We start from the raw sequence: 16,335 nt of genomic DNA on the forward strand, positions 1-16,335 counted from the left end.
TTAAACTTTTTAATCGGCATTAGTTCTTTTTTTCTTTTTAATTGGCACTTGAGCGAAGGCTGTAGCAATGAATATTATCGCACAACCTAGCAATTCTCTATTTGTCATATGCTCGCCTAGGAGCAATACTCCGAAAATCATTGAAAATATAGCCTCGGTACTCATTATGAGTGAAGCGATTGTCGGGTTTGTCCTCTTTTGACCGATTATTTGCAATGTAAAGCAGAGTGCTCCAGGAAATAGTGCTGAATACATCAGCGGTTTTATTCCATTAAAAATCTGAATTAGCGACGGATTTTCTGTAAAAATAGAAACTGCTATATTCGTTACCCCGCAGATAAACATCTGAATCATAGAAAGTAACAAGGGGTTCGTCCTAGGTGAATATATCCCGACCGCATTTATCTGTATTGCGAAAAAGAGTGCACTAAGGACTATGATTAAATCACCCAGCGATACTCCACCCGCGTCCTTGTTTAGACTTAATAGTGCAAATCCTATAAGTGCAACAATTACGCAGACCCAGAGTTTTAAATCGACCTTTCTTCCAAGTACAATTCCAATGACCGGAACTAGAATTACATATAGAGTGGTTAAAAATCCTGCTTTACCAACCGATACCATGTTTATTCCAATTTGCTGAACTCCCGCTCCAACCGCTGTAAAAAGTCCGCAGATAATTCCACCGATTAAAATATCTCTTCTTCTTTTCTTGATAATTCTTCCCGCTTCGTCCTCAATATTCCCATTGAATGAATTATCTATAGCTAAAACCGCCATAGTCCTTTCTCTTGAATAAAATCCCGAGCGAGCTGAGCTGATAAGTGCAGCGGGGAGAAGAACCATTGAAGCTATGAACATTCTGCTTCCATTAAAAAGCAGAGGTCCCATATGCACCATTCCAAGCTTTTGTGCAATCAAACCAGATCCCCATACACAGGCGGTTATTAGAAGGCATATTGTTCCACGCAGATTATTTTCTTTCATTATATTTAAACTCCGTATTTAACCTTTCTCGATAGTGCTAATCATTCTTTTTATGTGAATAAGTTGTTTTAATATTAGATTAATTTTATATTGATAAGTTATGGATAAGTTTATCTTGAAGTTTATTTTGAAATTTATCCAGCCTCTACAGTATACACTTTATTGCCATTTTGTTAAAGGTTCTAAGGAGTAAAGTAGAATAAACAAGTTAAGATTTTTCCTCTTTAATGTATTTTTCTAAATGTTAAGATTAAATTTCACATTTATTAAAAATAATTTAAACATTTTATTTTTCAAATATTAGTTATCACAAAAAATATCAAAGCAAATCCTATTCAGATTTGCTTTGATAAATAGTATTTAAATTTAGAATTTTTGTGATATTATTTATAATTTTTCTTTCTGAGAATGAATAAAATATTCATGCTCATAATAGCAAGTAGCCCGCCATAAAGTAATACATCAGAAGTATCGCCTGTCTTTGGAGCTGTATTTCCTCCATTATTCTTTCCTTTAACAGTAACTTTAATTGCAACTTCTTTAATATCTCCATTAGGATATTTAACAAGTAGCGTTACATCATATATTCCCGATTTACTCGTATCAACAATATCTTTAGTCTCTATTGTTGTGCCCTTAGGTAATTTATCCTTGTTTTTAATTCCATCTTCAGGTCTAAACTTATCACCTAGATTGATTTCTATATCCTTACCCTTAGGCATTGTATAGTTGTTCCACTTAGCTTTTAGAACCATGTTTTTAGTAACAGGTTTAGAAAAATCATAATCCTTTCCATCTTCCGTTGTCCAGCCTAAAAATTCAGCATATTTCTTAACCGGTGCCTCTGGTTCTATAAGTTTCTCGCCTTCCTTCACAACGGCTTTTTCTACTGGACTGCCTCCATTAGAATCAAATTCAACCTCTGCGTTCCAAAGAGCTCTTAAAAGAAAAATGCCGTCATACAAAGGATCATCATTCGGATCATTGAACAACTTCCAATCCCTATTGTAATCAGAAAATCTATCTTCTTCATTCCACAAATACATTTTCCCTGGCTCTGGCAGTGGATTGCCTTGGTAGGCTTCTGGCATTTTTGTGTACCAGCCTCCAAAGTTTAGATCTTTTTTCATCGGTTTGCTAGGAAAATCAACTGTGTTATCTTTTTTAATTTTATTTATTATCGCATCTGTGTTTCCTAAGACATTGCCACCTTGCAAATCAAATTTCACGGACATAGCACCCATAGGAATTCTGATGTGCATTTTATCATTAGAATTGTGTGTATATTTAATCTTAAATTTATAATAGCCACCTTCTATGACATACTTATGTTCTTTTTTATTAAATGGAGAATATGATATATGGTATCCCTCAGGTAAACCACTTGTATCAACAGTAATTGTCAGCTCTTCTCCTTCTTCATATAGTCCACCTAATCTGTTAACGAACATTTTGTTTTTAACGCCTTCATTATTATAAAATTCATTAGGGACATTGTAGACATTACCCTTTGAATCAGTAACTGTTATAGAAAGAGCCTTCCACATTTCATCAAATCCTTCTCCCATTTGTCCTGTTCCTCCTGGATGGGTATGCGCACCACCAGGCTTATCAGCAAAATCTGGATCAATAAGGAGAGGTGTTTCTTGTCCCTCAGCAAAAGCTTCTGTCATATAAGCACACATACTCAAAGATAACATGCATACGCATACGACAAAAGCAAGTACAAAACCTATTGTTCTTTTTACAATTTTATTCATCTTAATTTGCCTCCTTTTTTGCATTTTAGCACAACCCCCCCCTGTGTCTACTCTAAGGTTGTCTTTGCAATCACAAGGATAGACGCTTTACAAAGTAATATCTAGAATCAATAGTATGGGGCAAATATCTCAGAAAAAATTTTACTGTTCATCGCGATTGAATGCCCTTTTTTTGGTTTATTTTGTGGTAAAACAATTCCTATGGGCTCAGTCGCTTTTTGTATCCACAAGGGCTCATATCTATTGTAAAATTAGATAAAATTTGACTTTTTATGTTAACAACAGATTGACTTTTCACTTTATACATAATATAATCTTTTAGCTTGTCGCAGTGTTTTTTGCACAGGTAATCGGGGCAGGGTAATCCGAGCTCCGAAGCTATAGTTATAGTTAGCTGAAAAAGTTGGATTTTACAACCTAGTAAGCGATGCCGAAACAAATCCAAGGGATTTTAGTAGGTAGAAGGGAGTTTAAATGAAATCTTATATCGCAAAGCCTCAAGAAGTCGAGCATAAATGGTATGTTATCGACGCTGAGGGCAAGACACTTGGAAAGCTTGCTTCTGAAGCTGCCTCAATTCTAAGAGGAAAAAAGAAGCCGATTTACACACCTCATGTTGACTGCGGTGACTATGTAATCGTCGTTAATGCAGAAAAAGTTCATGTTACAGGTAAGAAAGAAACTGATAAAATCTATAAGAGCTACAGTGGCTATCCTGGTGGACTAAAGGAAATTACGCTTGGTGAGATGCGTGAGAAAAAGCCTGAGGAAATCATTCGCCATGCAATAAAGGGAATGATGCCTAAGGGAAAGCTCGGCAGACAGATGTATAAGAAGTTAAAGGTTTATGCAGGTTCTGAGCATCCGCACGCAGCACAGAATCCGGAAGAATACACATACTAGAAAGGAGGAGAAGATAGATGGCTAAATTACAATATCAGGCAACAGGAAGAAGAAAATCATCAGTTGCAAGAGTTAGACTCCTCCAAGGTACAGGAGTTGTAACAGTAAATGGCAAGGACCTAGACGAATACTTCGGCAAGGGAAATGAAATCGTTAAGCGTGAAGTTATGAGACCTTTTGCAATTGCATCAGCTGAAGGTAAATACGATGTAATTGCTACAGTTAAAGGCGGCGGCTTTACAGGTCAGGCGGGAGCACTCCGTCATGGCATTTCAAGAGCTCTTGTTGTTGCAAATAAAGAAGATTATCGTCCAGCCCTAAAGGCTGCAGGCTTCCTCACAAGAGACCCTCGTATGAAGGAAAGAAAGAAATACGGTCTCAAGAAAGCTCGTAGAGCAAGCCAGTTCAGCAAGAGATAATTTTCTCTTATTGTTTATGTTGAAATAAAAAAGTCTGCACAATTGTGCAGACTTTTTGTTTTTGATATATATTTTATCTAGCTTCTCTTATCTTTTTTACTATAGCAAGTCCAGCGATAGTAATGATTATAAATAGGCTTCCATAAATATTAGTTCTGTCTGCCGTCTTAATCTTGTTATCTTTCATATCGCCACTCATCGCTTTTTCAGCAACTATTACACTTGCTTTCTTCGTCATTGACGCTCCATCTTTATCGCTAACCTTGAATGTAATTATATATTTACCAACCTTACTTGCATCAAATCCGCCATCATCAAGAATTACGACCTTATCCATCAAATCACCGTCTTCTGCGTCTTTTGCAGATTTAACAAGTGACATTAAGTCTAATTTTTCTCCTTTGGTAATTGTCTTATTCTTTACCTTTAATACAGGTGCAGTATTCATAACTCCGGCTTCCTTTGCAAACTTAACCGTGAACACCTTGTCTTTCATTATCTTTGTATCAGGCTCGTCGAGTGCTGGCATTATTGATGAGAATTTATATCCCTTGTCAGCCTTAACTTCAGGTAAAGGAATTTCCTTAAATTTCGTTCCCTTCTTTACTAAATATGCGAGTGCCTGTTTCCCATCAAGATTTCCATGTCCATTTGTGTTGAATGCTATAATTGCATAATCAGCCCTATCTATAGGGTGATCTTTTTCCACTTCCTTGAAAACCTTATCAATATTAGGGTCCTGAGGATCTTCTGGCTTCTTTGGGTTTGTTGGCTCAAAAGGAATTATCTTAGGCACTGTCCTTATCTGGTATCTTCCTATAGCACTACCTTCCTTATCCTGTGCATTTAGACCTGCTACCATGACATCGTAAGGCTTCTGATTGTCAACCCTCTTATTATCCTTGTCATAAATTCCTGCAAAATCATATCCATCTTTTAAAGTATAGAAATCTTTTCCCATTTTGCCTGTTACAAAATCAATTTCCCTTTGCAAGTGTCCCCAAGTTGTATCCTTTGAAAGCCACCCCATTCTTGAGTAGTGATCTTTCAATCCAACTTCCTTAACTCCTTTGTCTCCTGTGAAAACATAATGCCTTGCAACAAAAGGCTCAGTAACAAACAACATTTCTGAATCACTGAGCACTTGGTGCATTGTGCTAGGTTCTGCAAATTTATCAAAATCAAATATTTCCTCAGGTTCTTGTACAAATAAGCTTAAGGATGCCTCGCCTTTTCTTGGGAATCTATACTTGTCTTTGTACTCATCTTTGATTCTAAGCTTCATATACCTAGTCATGGTCTGACTATCATCATAGTGGTTGCCTTCTTCAAGAGGCCATATGATAGTTGTATCTTTATCAAATTTAAGTTCATTTTTATTCCCTCCATAATAAAAATGAATCCATTCAGCGGTATCTGGAACTACTTCGATAATGTCAGCAATTCCCTCACCTTTTGAGTTTTTATCTGTGTAGATATTGAACTTCTCCCATGATAATGATGAGTCTGTAAGCTTCTTTCCTAGAATAGGATAGTAGTTTGGAATTTCTTCATTTGAGCTTATTACAGCTCTAATTCCGGTGATAACCTTTTGGTCACCAATTGGAGTAGTACCCCCCCCCCATTTCCTGCGAATGCAGGTGCACGGAAGCAAAATAATGCAATCATCGTGACTAAGGCAAGCACTAATCCGATAGATTTTTTCATCGTTTTAGTCATCTTTTCCTCCCAAATATTGTTTATGAATATCTAACAATTATTTTCTATATAGAATGTAACCTATATATAAAGTAAGTTTATTATAACATAAAAAATGTCTACCATGTACATTTTTTGCACATGGTAGACTGGTTAAATCTAGGATGTTTCCCTGTTTAAATCATTTTAAATCATCATTCGCTCTGGCATCTTTGCAGCCCGAGCAACCACTGCACCCACAGCCACAAGAACCGCCACTCTTCTTGTCTTTACGCATCTTCCTTATTATCAATGCTACAATTCCTATTATGACAAGCGATATTACAATTGTTCCTATATTATCTGTTATAAGGTTCATATTTTACCTCTATTTTGTTTTTGCTTTTTGCTTTTGCTTTTCGTTTTTTCGTTTATTTATCTTTCTTTGCCTGCTTCTTTTTTTCGCCTACTTAGCTTCTGCTCTTGCATTTATAGCAAAGTCATCTCCTAGTTCGTTTGCATCACTATACTTTTTGATGAAAAGCATATATATCATGTAAACGAGGGCTATAACAGCAGCTGCAAAACCTATGATATTTCCCTTTCCTGTAAAGAAGTTTCCGAACTGTGTAATCATAAATGCTATAACATATGCGAATCCGCACTGATAACCAATTGCGAACCATGTCCACTTAGCACTGTTCATCTCACGCTTAATTGCACCGATTGCAGCAAAGCAAGGAGCACATAGCAGGTTAAATGCTAGGAAGGAGTATCCGGTAACATGTGTGAATGCCTGTGAAATGCTGTGATATACACCGCCGTCCCCACCTCCATAGAGTATTCCCATCGTACCTACGATATTCTCTTTAGCTACAAGTCCTGTGATTGATGCAACTGTAGCCTGCCAATTCCCCCAGCCAAGTGGTGCAAATATCCATGCAATTAGTCCACCGAGTTTTGCAAGAAGCGACATATTAATCTCATCTTCTGCAAGCATTCTAAAGCTTCCGTCAACAACCCCAAAGAAAGATGTGAACCAAACAAATATAGTTGAAAGGAGAATAATGGTTCCCGCCTTTTTAATAAATGACCAGCCGCGCTCCCACATCGAACGAAGTACATTGCCAACTGTAGGCCAGTGATAAGGAGGAAGTTCCATTACAAAAGGTGCTGGCTTACCGGCAAACATCTTTGTCTTTTTGAGCATAACTCCTGATACAATAATCGCAGCCATTCCTAGGAAATATGCACTTGTTGCAATATGAGGACTTCCTCCAAATATTGCTCCTGCAACCATTGCTATGAACGGAACTTTTGCACCGCAAGGAATAAAGGTGGTTGTCATTATAGTCATTCTACGATCGCGCTCGTTCTCAATTGTTCGACAAGCCATTACTCCAGGGACTCCGCAACCGGTACCTACAAGTACCGGAATAAACGATTTACCTGAAAGTCCGAATTTACGGAATATTCTATCTAGTACAAAGGCTATTCTTGCCATGTAACCACATGCTTCCAAGAACGCAAGAAGCAGGAATAGTACGAGCATCTGAGGAACGAAGCCTAGAACCGCTCCGACTCCGGCAACTATACCATCAAGAATCAATCCTTTTAGCCAATCCGCTGCATGCAGCTTATCAAGTCCTGCCTCGACTATTGGTGGTACTCCAGGTACCCATGTTCCATAGTTTGCAGGATCAGGCTCTTCAAATCCATTTTTCTCAAAGTATTTGACCGCTTCCATATATGTCATTTGGATTGTGTTTTCGTCCTTCTTTGCAGAATCAGGAATTTTATCATAATAAACATTTTTCTTATCGACTGCGAGAGTTTCTTCATCTGTAACTCCTACTGTGGACTTAAGAGGTCCCTGAACTTTCTTCATATCTGAAATCGCAGTCTTGGCATCGAATTTTTCATCTTCAATATCAAAATCATAATATGCCATTGCTGCATTTGTAGCATTTCCATACTCTTCAGAGGCAGCCTCATAAGCCTTGCTTCCCATTCCAAATAAATGGTATCCGTCGCCGAACAAGCCGTCATTAGCCCAGTCCGTCGAAGCGGTTCCAACGCCGACCATCGCAATCCAGTACACTAGGTACATCACGAGTACAAAGATTGGGAGTCCGAGCCAGCGGTTCGTAACGACTTTGTCAATCTTATCTGAAGTCGATAAATTGTTAGTTCTCTTTCTCTTGTAACAACCTTTTATTATCGAAGCTATATAATTATATCTTTCATTTGTGATTATGCTTTCCGAATCGTCATCTAGCTCCTTTTCTGCCGCCTGAATATCCTTTTCGACATGGTTCAATTTTTCTTGTGAGATATTCAGCTGTTTCAAAACCTTTGAATCTCTCTCAAAGACCTTTATAGCATACCATCTCTGCTGTTCTTCAGGCATTTCGTGAACTATCGCTTCTTCAATATGTGCGATAGCGTGCTCAACTGGTCCTGAGAATGTGTGCTGTGGAACGGTTTTCATATTCTTTGCCGCATTGATTGCCTCTTCTGCAGCCTCTTTTATACCTGTTCCCTTTAGAGCTGATATTTCGACAACCTTACAACCCAGTGCACGAGAAAGCTCCTCTGTATTGATCTTATCCCCATTTTTTCTAATAATATCCATCATGTTGACAGCTACTACGACAGGAATACCCAGCTCTACAAGCTGAGTTGTTAAATATAAATTTCTCTCAAGGTTGGTTCCATCAACTATATTAAGAATTGCATCGGGTCTATCTTCGATAAGATAAGTCCTAGCTACCACCTCTTCAAGCGTGTATGGCGATAGCGAATAAATACCAGGCAAATCCTGAATTATTACATCTTTATGCCCCTTTAACTTACCGTCCTTTTTCTCAACGGTAACGCCAGGCCAGTTTCCAACAAATTGATTATTTCCTGTAAGTCCGTTAAAAAGCGTGGTTTTTCCGCTGTTTGGATTACCTGCTAGTGCTAACTTTATTGTCATAAATACCTCCTTTAGATTTCTTCAACTTCAATCATCTCTGCATCAGCTTTTCTTATAGAAAGCTCATACCCTCTGATTGTTAGTTCAATAGGATCGCCAAGAGGTGCAACTTTTCTGACATAGACCTCTGTTCCTTTCGTAATGCCCATGTCCATTATCCTTCTCTTAACCGGTCCCTGACCAGTAATTTTCTTTACAATTACCGTCTGCCCTATCTTTACATCTTTGAGAACCATTCCTTACTCCTTCCTTATATAAGTATTCGTCGTGCCATGCTTTCGCTCAAGGCTACTCTGCTCTCATGAACTTGCAAGATAACACTCTCGCCGAGTTTATTAATTATCGTAACTGTTGAACCAACGACAAAGCCTAAATCTGCAAGGTGAGATTTTGCCTCATCATTTCCGGCGATTCTCTTGATTGTAACTACAGCTCCGACTTCTTCCAAGGTAATTGGCATTATAACCTCCTTAAAATATTATGCACGCAAAACAGTTAGTGGTTTTTAACAACTGCATAGAGCTTAACACCTTTAACTACCTTCGTCAATAGTAATTATTTATATTTTCTTTTCTGTCTTGTGGAATCCTAGTGAGAAAATTATTAGGACGGGATAAATTTCAAGTCTACCCGCTATCATGAGAATTGACATAATGAATTTTGAAAAACCATTATATCCTGAATAGAGGAAGTCGCCTGCGAGCTTTCCGGCAGGTGTTCCAGTGTTTGTAAGCATTGCCACGGAAAAATCCAAGGAGTCTCCAAGGCTAAGTCCCGCTAGAGAAAGCATGAACGAACCAAAGACAAGCGTTATGAAGAATAGATATACATAGATGAGTGCCTTTAAAATGAGATTATTGCTTACAGGGTAGCCGTTGTATTTTTGATTTTTTACGCTATGTGGGTGAATTGACTTATATATTCCATATTTTATGGATTTCATTGCACATATAAATCTCGCAATCTTGATTCCTCCACCTGTCGAAAAAGCTGAAGCACCAACAATCGAAGTGAGCACGAGTATTGTAACAGCAAGTACATTCCAATTTGAGGCATCGGTAATTATATATCCAGATGTGGAAGAAAATGAAACGACTTGCATAAATGAATCTAGAATGAGCTTTTCGATGTTTTTCACCGGTTCAGACGCCATTCTAATAAAACAGATGATTCCGCTAACTACAAATAGAGAAGAAATCAGGTATCTAAACTCTGTAGCCTTAATAAGCCTTTCTCCCTTGCGAGATATGGCGAGAACAAATATTGCAAAGTTAATTGATGCGAAAAATGTAAATATGGTGATTATTATCTTTATAGCAGGCGAAAATGCTAAGACTGTTGCAAGATCAAAATGCTGAAGTCCTGAAGTGCTTGCAACGCTTAATGCTGTTTTTAGGGCGTGAAAAGGTGGAAGCCCGAATAGACAAAGCAGTATAAACTGCAAAATTGTGAGCAATGAATATATCAGTAGAATTCTCCTATATGACGCTCTAAATGTCATGGTCGATTTCATAAATAGAGGGCCTGGAACCTCTGTAAATACCAAGGTCTGAGCTGTAAACTGCCAAGATTTTAAGAAGGTTACAGAAAGGACTATAATTCCAATTCCGCCCATCCAGTTGCAAGTACATTTCCAAAGCTGTAAACATGGAGGAAGTGTGTTCATCTTAATTGCTGAAGCCGCCGTCGTTGACCAGCCTGAGCAAGCCTCGAATATAGAATCTATCAGAGAATATCCATTGCCTGAGAAGTAGAAAGGAAGAACACTCAAAGCAATCATAAGTATCCATGTCAGCGAAGTCGCAATATAGCAGACATCTAGCCTTATGTATGTTATGTCATCTGTTAAATACCTGCTACCTATGAAACCTATTATGATTGATAGTGACGAAATAATAAGCATGGTAAATACCGAGGTCATATCCTTGTATCTGATTGCCATCAAAAGCGATGGAATCATGGATATACCCAGAATCATTATTGCCGTAAAAACAATATTGCCTATGAAGTTGGTGTTTCTTCCAATATTTCTTGCTTTCAATCTATTCCCTCGTTAGCATCAATATATTTTTATGTTCACTCTTTCTATTTATATTTGTTTTTATATATTTATGTTTGTATTTTTTATTTTAATAAATTACGCCCTATCCGGATTCCAGAAATGCCTTGAAAAAATTATAAAGAATGTCGTTAATTCAAGGCGGCCCGCTATCATCGTAAGTGCAAGAACCATGGTGCTGAAATTAGAATATATGCCAAAATTCTGCGTTGGGCCTACATCTGCCAGACCCGGTCCCACATTGCTTAAGCACGACAAGCTGGCTGTGAAATTAGTTACGAAGCTGTGCCCGTCAACGGATATGACAAGTGTAGAAGCCAAGAGTGTGAATATGAAAAATGCCATAAATATTATTATATAAGTTAGTGTTTCTGATGAAACTTTTCTTCCATTATATTTAATATTATAAACCGCTCTATCGTGAGTTTTCAGTCTAACCTCTCTTTTAATTATTTTTAATGTAGTAAGGACTCTGACTAATTTCATTCCGCCGGCAGTCGATGAACTACACGCCCCTGTAAGCATCAAGATTATGATAACCATTTTACAGACTGATGGCCATAGGTCGAAATCCGCTGTGCTAAATCCGGTGGTCGATACTATTGTAACCACTTGAAAAGCTCCCTCTGTTAAAGCCTTGCCAAAGCTTGAGTAATAATTTTTTATCATCAATACTGCTGTTATAATCGCCGTAGCGAGAGCCAAGTATTTGATATAAAATTTTAACTCGTCATCTTTAAACATCTTCCCGATACCTTCCCTTATTCCCACAAAGAACAAATTGAAATTCATTCCTGCAAGAATTGTGAAGAATGTTATTACCCAGTATACATAGTAGCTGTTAAAATGTGCAATGCTATCGCTATAGCAGGAAAAGCCTCCTGTCGCCATAGTGCTAAGCGAGTGAAGGATTGCATCATATAGATTAAGCCCTCCAAAGAGTAAAAAAATCACCTCTAAAAAGGTCAGTATTATGTATGCAAAGTAAAGCTGTTTTGCTGTATCTGAAAATCTTGCTCCGAGCTTACTCACCGTTGGTCCCGGCGTTTCTGCACTAGCTATATTCATTGCCCTTGCTCCAAACCCTGGAATTATAGCCATAACAAGGACGATAACTCCCATTCCTCCGAGCCACTGAGTTATAGAACGCCACATAAGAAGGCTCCTTGGAAGTTTTTCTACATCTGGTATTATGCTCGCTCCTGTTGTCGAAAATCCTGAGCACATTTCAAAGAAGGCATCAATCGGATTAGGTATAGTGGATGTCAAAACAAATGGGATTGCTGCAATTATAGACGCCAAAATCCAGCTTATGGCAACCAATAGGAACCTCTCCCTAGGTTGCATCTTTTCTTCATCATTATTTAGTTTTCCTGCCACCTTTAGACTGATTCCAATCGCTTCTGCAATAAAAATAGCAAGAAGAAAAGCCTTGACACAGGAAAACTCCCTGTAAATCAAAGCCGGAATCATGGGGAAGATCATCATTGCCCCTATAAATATTAAAAAGATACCAAAGAAATTAAGTGCTCTTCTTATCATTTTCTCGTCATTAAGTTATTTATTATTGATTAAAAAATAAGTATTGCTTGCTATTTAGTTGCTTGGCTATCAAAATTCACTTCAATAAAAACTATTTTAAAATGTTAAATAAGACATTCGGCTTAAATAGCTTTTCTACATAACCTATGCCTGATAAACTGCACACAATTATCACCCTGTCGCCAGGCAAAATTCTAGTGTCTCCGTCAGGGATAATGGTGTTCCCCTTTCTTATAATAGTTGCGATTATAATATAATCTGGAAGGTCAAAATCCTTAAGCGGAACATTTATCATACGCATTCCTTCTTGAGCATAGACCTCCATAAGCTCAGCTTGCCCTTGAAGAATAACCGAAGAAAGAACTCTCTTTGTTCCTCTTATTCTTCTTAAGATTGCACTTGCTGTAATATCGAGCGGATTTAGTACAACATCAATTCCAAGTTTTTCAATGAGAACCTTGTAGCTCTCATGGCTAACCTTAGAAATTACATCTTCAATTCCCCTTGTCTTAGCAGAAAGTGCAAGGAGCAGGTTTTCCTCATCATATCCTGTAGCAGTAACAAAGGCATCCATCTCATCTATATTTTCTTCTTCGAGAAGTGATATATCTGCACCATTGCCATTTATCACCATGACATTGTTAAGCTTGTCTGTAAGATAATTGCAACGCTTTTTGTCAATCTCAACTATCTTTACATAAGCACCGAACTCCGAAAGCTTCTTGGCTAGATAAAAGCCCGTCTTTCCGCCACCTATTATCATAACTTTTTTAATGCGATTTTTACGCCTTGTAAGCGGTGTTTTCTTGTTTAAGGCCTTCATTCTAGATGTTTCTCCAACTATGTAGAGCAAATCATCTTGCATGATTTCATCATTACCATGAGGAATAATCATCTTACCATTCCTTGAAATTCCAACCATTATAAGGTCTTCCATGGTCTTTCTGAAATCTATCAAACTCTTTCCTACAAGCTTTGTATGCTTGCTCGCTTCAAGTTCAACAAGCGAAATATTTTTAAAGCTGTAGATGCCGTCGCTGATAGAATATTTTTCGATTAGATACCTGTAGATTTCAGCTGTTATAAGCAAATCCGGATTAACTACCAAATCTATGTCGAAGTGCTCGCGGAGTAGCTCTGTCTGATTCATATGCTCAGGATCTCTAACCCTTGCGGCTACGCTCTTACACCCTAGCTTTTTAGCAAATGATGCTGAAATTATGTTTACCTCGTCAGAAGTAGTGCAGCTGAAAAGGAAATCATAGTTCTCTATTTCCATCTCTTTAAGCGTATCTATGCTCTTTGCATCTCCTGTGATAGGAAGAAAATCATACATCTGCGAGAGTTGATTTAGCTTTTCTTCCTTTGTATCAACAATTGTAATATCATAATCTCCATCAAGGAGAGCCTTTGCAATTCTTATTCCGAGCTTTCCTGCACCTAGTATGGCTATTCTCATTTATATCTTCTCCCAAATAAAAATATACCTTTACCTTTTGAATATCCTATGAATTATAAATCATCAATATGCCTTTTGCAACTTTAGGACAACTCAATACTTCCTTTTGCAACTTTAGGACAACTCAATACTTCCTTTTGCAATTTTTGAGCAATGCAATCTTTCCTCGCTTACCTCGATTACTTTAAAGCATTACATTAGGGCTTAATTCTATTTAAAGCTTAACACGGTTAAGTCTAAGAGCATTCATGCAGACGCAAAAACTTGATAAGCTCATAGCAAGTGCTCCCCACATAGGATTCATCGTCCAGCCAAATAAGTTAATAAATGCCCCTCCTGCAAGTGGAATCATTAGAATATTGTAGAAAAAAGCCCAGAAAAGATTTTCTTTTATATTTTTGAGCGTAGCCCTGCTCAGCTTAATGGCTTTTGTAACATCGGTTAGATTGTTATTTACGAGCACGATGTCAGCGGAATCTATTGCTATATCCGTACCGCTTCCTATTGCAATTCCTATGTCAGCCCTTGTCAATGCCGGTGCATCATTTATTCCGTCGCCTACCATTCCTACCTTTTCATCTTGTGAAATCTCCCTTATAACCTTTTCCTTATCTTCCGGAAGAAGTTCAAAGAATACCTCGTCTACTCCGACCGTTTTTGCAATATATTTTGCAGTCTTTTCATTATCCCCCGTGAGCATTACAGCCTTTATTCCCATATCATGCAATTCTTTAATAGCTTTTATGCTGTCTTCCCTCAAACTGTCTGCCAGTCCGATAACACCTATGACCTTATCATCTCTAGCAAAAAATATCGGCGTCTTACCGTCCTCTGCAAGCTTTTCAGCCTCATTAATTATCTCTTCAGGAATTTTAGCATTTTCTTCAATAAATCCCTTTTTACCTGCGATAATTCTATTTTTACCCGCTTTATCTTTGCAAGCTTTACCTCCTCTATCTTCATTACCTTCTGAATTAATATCGGAAATAATTGCACTTACTCCGCTCCCTGTCAAAGAAATAAATTCCTCTGTATTTACAGGGCTAATTCCCATTTCAGTGCAGTAACTGCATATCGCCTTTGCGAATGGGTGCTCGCTTTTCTCCTCAAGCGATATTGCATACCTTAACAATTCTTGTTTTTCCACTCCATTTGCTAAGATTATATCTGTAACCTCGGGTATTCCCATGGTTATCGTGCCGGTCTTATCTATCGCAATTTTCTCTATTTTTCCAGCTTCTTCAAGCACCTCTGCGGTTTTAAATAAAATTCCATTCTTCGCTCCCCTGCCATTTCCAACCATTATAGCAACAGGTGTCGCAAGACCTAGTGCACATGGACAGCTTATGACGAGAACCGTGATTCCCCTTGCGAGCGAATACGATAGATTTTCTCCAGCGAAAAGCCAAATAATTGTAACAATGATTGAAATAAGTATGACGGCAGGAACAAATATCCCCGAAACCTTGTCTGCAATCTTTCCTGCCCTTGTTTTGCTAGATGACGCGTCACTTACAAGTTGGATTATCTGAGCTAGAGTTGTATCGCTTCCTACCTTTTCTGCCCTAGCTTTTATATATCCTGTTTTATTCGTTGTTCCAGCAGATATATTATCTCCTAAAGCCTTGTCTACTGGAATGCTTTCACCTGTAAGGGCAGATTCATCTATTGTGGAAGCTCCTGAAATTACAATCCCGTCCACAGGCACTCTCGCTCCCGGCTTTAATATGAATTCTTCTCCCGCCTTAATTTCATTTGCTTTGACTTCGACCTCTACGCCATCCCTTATAACTATTGCCATTTCAGGGATAAGATTCATAAGCCCTTTAATAGCATCTGTCGTTTTCCCCTTTGAAATTGATTCAAGCAATTTACCCACGGTTATAAGCGTGACTATCATAGCCGCCGATTCAAAATATAGGGCATCTCCATTATTAGAAAAAAGCAAAATACTGCTCCAGATAAATGAGACTCCAGATCCCATTGCAACTAAGGTATCCATATTTGGAGCTAGGTGAAAAAGCCCCTTAATACCATTTATAAAAAAATCCTTGTTTATTATCATTATCACAAGCGATAAAACCATCTGCACCAAGCCGTTTCCCATGTAATTATTATCAAGGATTTTGGGGAGTGGTAGCCCTAACATTCCATGCCCCATAGTAAAGTACATCAGGAATAGCAAGAGTATCACTGAATATATTAACCTTTTCTTTATCTTTTCCCTATCATCTTCATAAATCTTAATACTATCTTCCGGAGCAAGCGAAGCGTCATAACCAGCATTTCTGACTGCCTCTATTATGTCTTCACTATCTGCCGTTCCCGCTACAAGCATTGAGTTTGTAAGCAGGTTAACCGAACATTCAGAAACACCTTTAACCTCTGAAACAACCTTTTGCACTCTCGCTTGGCAGGCCGCACAGCCCATTCCCTTAACTTCATATTTTTGCATATTTATATTTTTCCTCTCTATTTATTGCCTCTCTTTTTTGCTTCTCTATTTATTAGAAAAGCTTTTTATATATTGCCTTGCTTTTTTAGTAAGA

Annotated in this window: 13 protein-coding genes; 2 read left to right on the forward strand and 11 right to left on the reverse strand. The window is 38.0% G+C overall.

Annotated elements, in window-relative coordinates; genetic code table 11:
- Positions 1 to 9: 9 nt before the first annotated feature.
- Both BQ5371_RS02330 and BQ5371_RS02335 read right to left on the reverse strand, forming a co-directional pair.
- Entirely contained in the window at positions 10 to 987 is a 978-nt protein-coding gene (locus BQ5371_RS02330) for a DMT family transporter (protein ID WP_071132342.1), read from the reverse strand.
- A 383-nt stretch (positions 988 to 1,370) separates the two neighbouring features.
- Complete coding sequence (locus BQ5371_RS02335) at positions 1,371 to 2,747, reverse strand: InlB B-repeat-containing protein (protein ID WP_071132343.1); 1,377 nt, start codon at positions 2,745 to 2,747, stop codon at positions 1,371 to 1,373.
- A gap of 474 nt (positions 2,748 to 3,221) precedes the next feature.
- Here BQ5371_RS02335 and rplM point away from each other — a divergent pair, with 474 nt between their 5' ends.
- Both rplM and rpsI read left to right on the forward strand, forming a co-directional pair.
- Entirely contained in the window at positions 3,222 to 3,650 is a 429-nt protein-coding gene (gene rplM / locus BQ5371_RS02340; protein WP_071132344.1) for a 50S ribosomal protein L13, read from the forward strand.
- Positions 3,651 to 3,667: 17 nt separating this feature from the next.
- Positions 3,668 to 4,069 (forward strand): 30S ribosomal protein S9, encoded by a 402-nt coding sequence (gene rpsI, locus BQ5371_RS02345; RefSeq protein WP_071132345.1) that lies wholly within the window; start codon positions 3,668 to 3,670, stop codon positions 4,067 to 4,069.
- A 73-nt stretch (positions 4,070 to 4,142) separates the two neighbouring features.
- Here rpsI and BQ5371_RS02350 read toward each other — a convergent pair whose 3' ends face one another.
- The 9 genes from BQ5371_RS02350 to BQ5371_RS02385 all read right to left on the reverse strand — a co-directional run bounded on the left by BQ5371_RS02350 (position 4,143) and on the right by BQ5371_RS02385 (position 16,241).
- Entirely contained in the window at positions 4,143 to 5,723 is a 1,581-nt protein-coding gene (locus BQ5371_RS02350) for an immunoglobulin-like domain-containing protein (protein WP_071132346.1), read from the reverse strand.
- A gap of 225 nt (positions 5,724 to 5,948) precedes the next feature.
- Positions 5,949 to 6,125, reverse strand: a complete 177-nt coding sequence (locus BQ5371_RS06825; protein ID WP_083377394.1) for a FeoB-associated Cys-rich membrane protein — start codon at positions 6,123 to 6,125, stop codon at positions 5,949 to 5,951.
- An 87-nt stretch (positions 6,126 to 6,212) separates the two neighbouring features.
- On the reverse strand, positions 6,213 to 8,726 hold the full coding sequence (gene feoB, locus BQ5371_RS02355; protein ID WP_071132347.1) for a ferrous iron transport protein B: 2,514 nt from the start codon (positions 8,724 to 8,726) through the stop codon (positions 6,213 to 6,215).
- Positions 8,727 to 8,737: 11 nt separating this feature from the next.
- Entirely contained in the window at positions 8,738 to 8,962 is a 225-nt protein-coding gene (locus BQ5371_RS02360) for a FeoA family protein (protein WP_071132348.1), read from the reverse strand.
- Between the two features lie 14 nt (positions 8,963 to 8,976).
- Positions 8,977 to 9,186 carry a FeoA family protein gene (locus BQ5371_RS02365; RefSeq protein ID WP_328586036.1) on the reverse strand — a complete coding sequence of 70 codons (210 nt, stop codon included), beginning with the start codon at positions 9,184 to 9,186 and terminating at the stop codon, positions 8,977 to 8,979.
- Positions 9,187 to 9,285: 99 nt separating this feature from the next.
- Entirely contained in the window at positions 9,286 to 10,767 is a 1,482-nt protein-coding gene (locus tag BQ5371_RS02370) for a TrkH family potassium uptake protein (protein ID WP_071132350.1), read from the reverse strand.
- A gap of 96 nt (positions 10,768 to 10,863) precedes the next feature.
- The gene (locus BQ5371_RS02375; protein ID WP_071132351.1) at positions 10,864 to 12,327 is read right to left on the reverse strand and encodes a TrkH family potassium uptake protein; all 1,464 of its coding nucleotides are present in this window, start codon (positions 12,325 to 12,327) and stop codon (positions 10,864 to 10,866) included.
- A gap of 91 nt (positions 12,328 to 12,418) precedes the next feature.
- Positions 12,419 to 13,786 carry a Trk system potassium transporter TrkA gene (trkA, locus tag BQ5371_RS02380; RefSeq protein ID WP_071132352.1) on the reverse strand — a complete coding sequence of 456 codons (1,368 nt, stop codon included), beginning with the start codon at positions 13,784 to 13,786 and terminating at the stop codon, positions 12,419 to 12,421.
- 214 nt (positions 13,787 to 14,000) lie between these two features.
- Entirely contained in the window at positions 14,001 to 16,241 is a 2,241-nt protein-coding gene (locus BQ5371_RS02385; RefSeq protein WP_071132353.1) for a heavy metal translocating P-type ATPase, read from the reverse strand.
- Positions 16,242 to 16,335: the final 94 nt, after the last annotated feature.

It is taken from the genome of Alterileibacterium massiliense (assembly GCF_900104645.1).
Classification (GTDB): Bacteria; Bacillota; Clostridia; order Peptostreptococcales; family Anaerovoracaceae; genus Alterileibacterium; species Alterileibacterium massiliense.

Bases quoted from the DNA above. Each gene is read 5' to 3' on its own strand.
- BQ5371_RS02330 (WP_071132342.1), bottom strand. From the start codon at position 987: ATGAAAGAAAATAATCTGCGTGGAACAATATGCCTTCTAATAACCGCC.
- BQ5371_RS02335 (WP_071132343.1), bottom strand. From the start codon at position 2,747: ATGAATAAAATTGTAAAAAGAACAATAGGTTTTGTACTTGCTTTTGTC.
- rplM (WP_071132344.1), top strand. From the start codon at position 3,222: ATGAAATCTTATATCGCAAAGCCTCAAGAAGTCGAGCATAAATGGTAT.
- rpsI (WP_071132345.1), top strand. From the start codon at position 3,668: ATGGCTAAATTACAATATCAGGCAACAGGAAGAAGAAAATCATCAGTT.
- BQ5371_RS06825 (WP_083377394.1), bottom strand. From the start codon at position 6,125: ATGAACCTTATAACAGATAATATAGGAACAATTGTAATATCGCTTGTC.
- feoB (WP_071132347.1), bottom strand. From the start codon at position 8,726: ATGACAATAAAGTTAGCACTAGCAGGTAATCCAAACAGCGGAAAAACC.
- BQ5371_RS02360 (WP_071132348.1), bottom strand. From the start codon at position 8,962: ATGGTTCTCAAAGATGTAAAGATAGGGCAGACGGTAATTGTAAAGAAA.
- BQ5371_RS02365 (WP_328586036.1), bottom strand. From the start codon at position 9,186: ATGCCAATTACCTTGGAAGAAGTCGGAGCTGTAGTTACAATCAAGAGA.
- BQ5371_RS02375 (WP_071132351.1), bottom strand. From the start codon at position 12,327: ATGATAAGAAGAGCACTTAATTTCTTTGGTATCTTTTTAATATTTATA.
- trkA (WP_071132352.1), bottom strand. From the start codon at position 13,786: ATGAGAATAGCCATACTAGGTGCAGGAAAGCTCGGAATAAGAATTGCA.
- BQ5371_RS02385 (WP_071132353.1), bottom strand. From the start codon at position 16,241: ATGCAAAAATATGAAGTTAAGGGAATGGGCTGTGCGGCCTGCCAAGCG.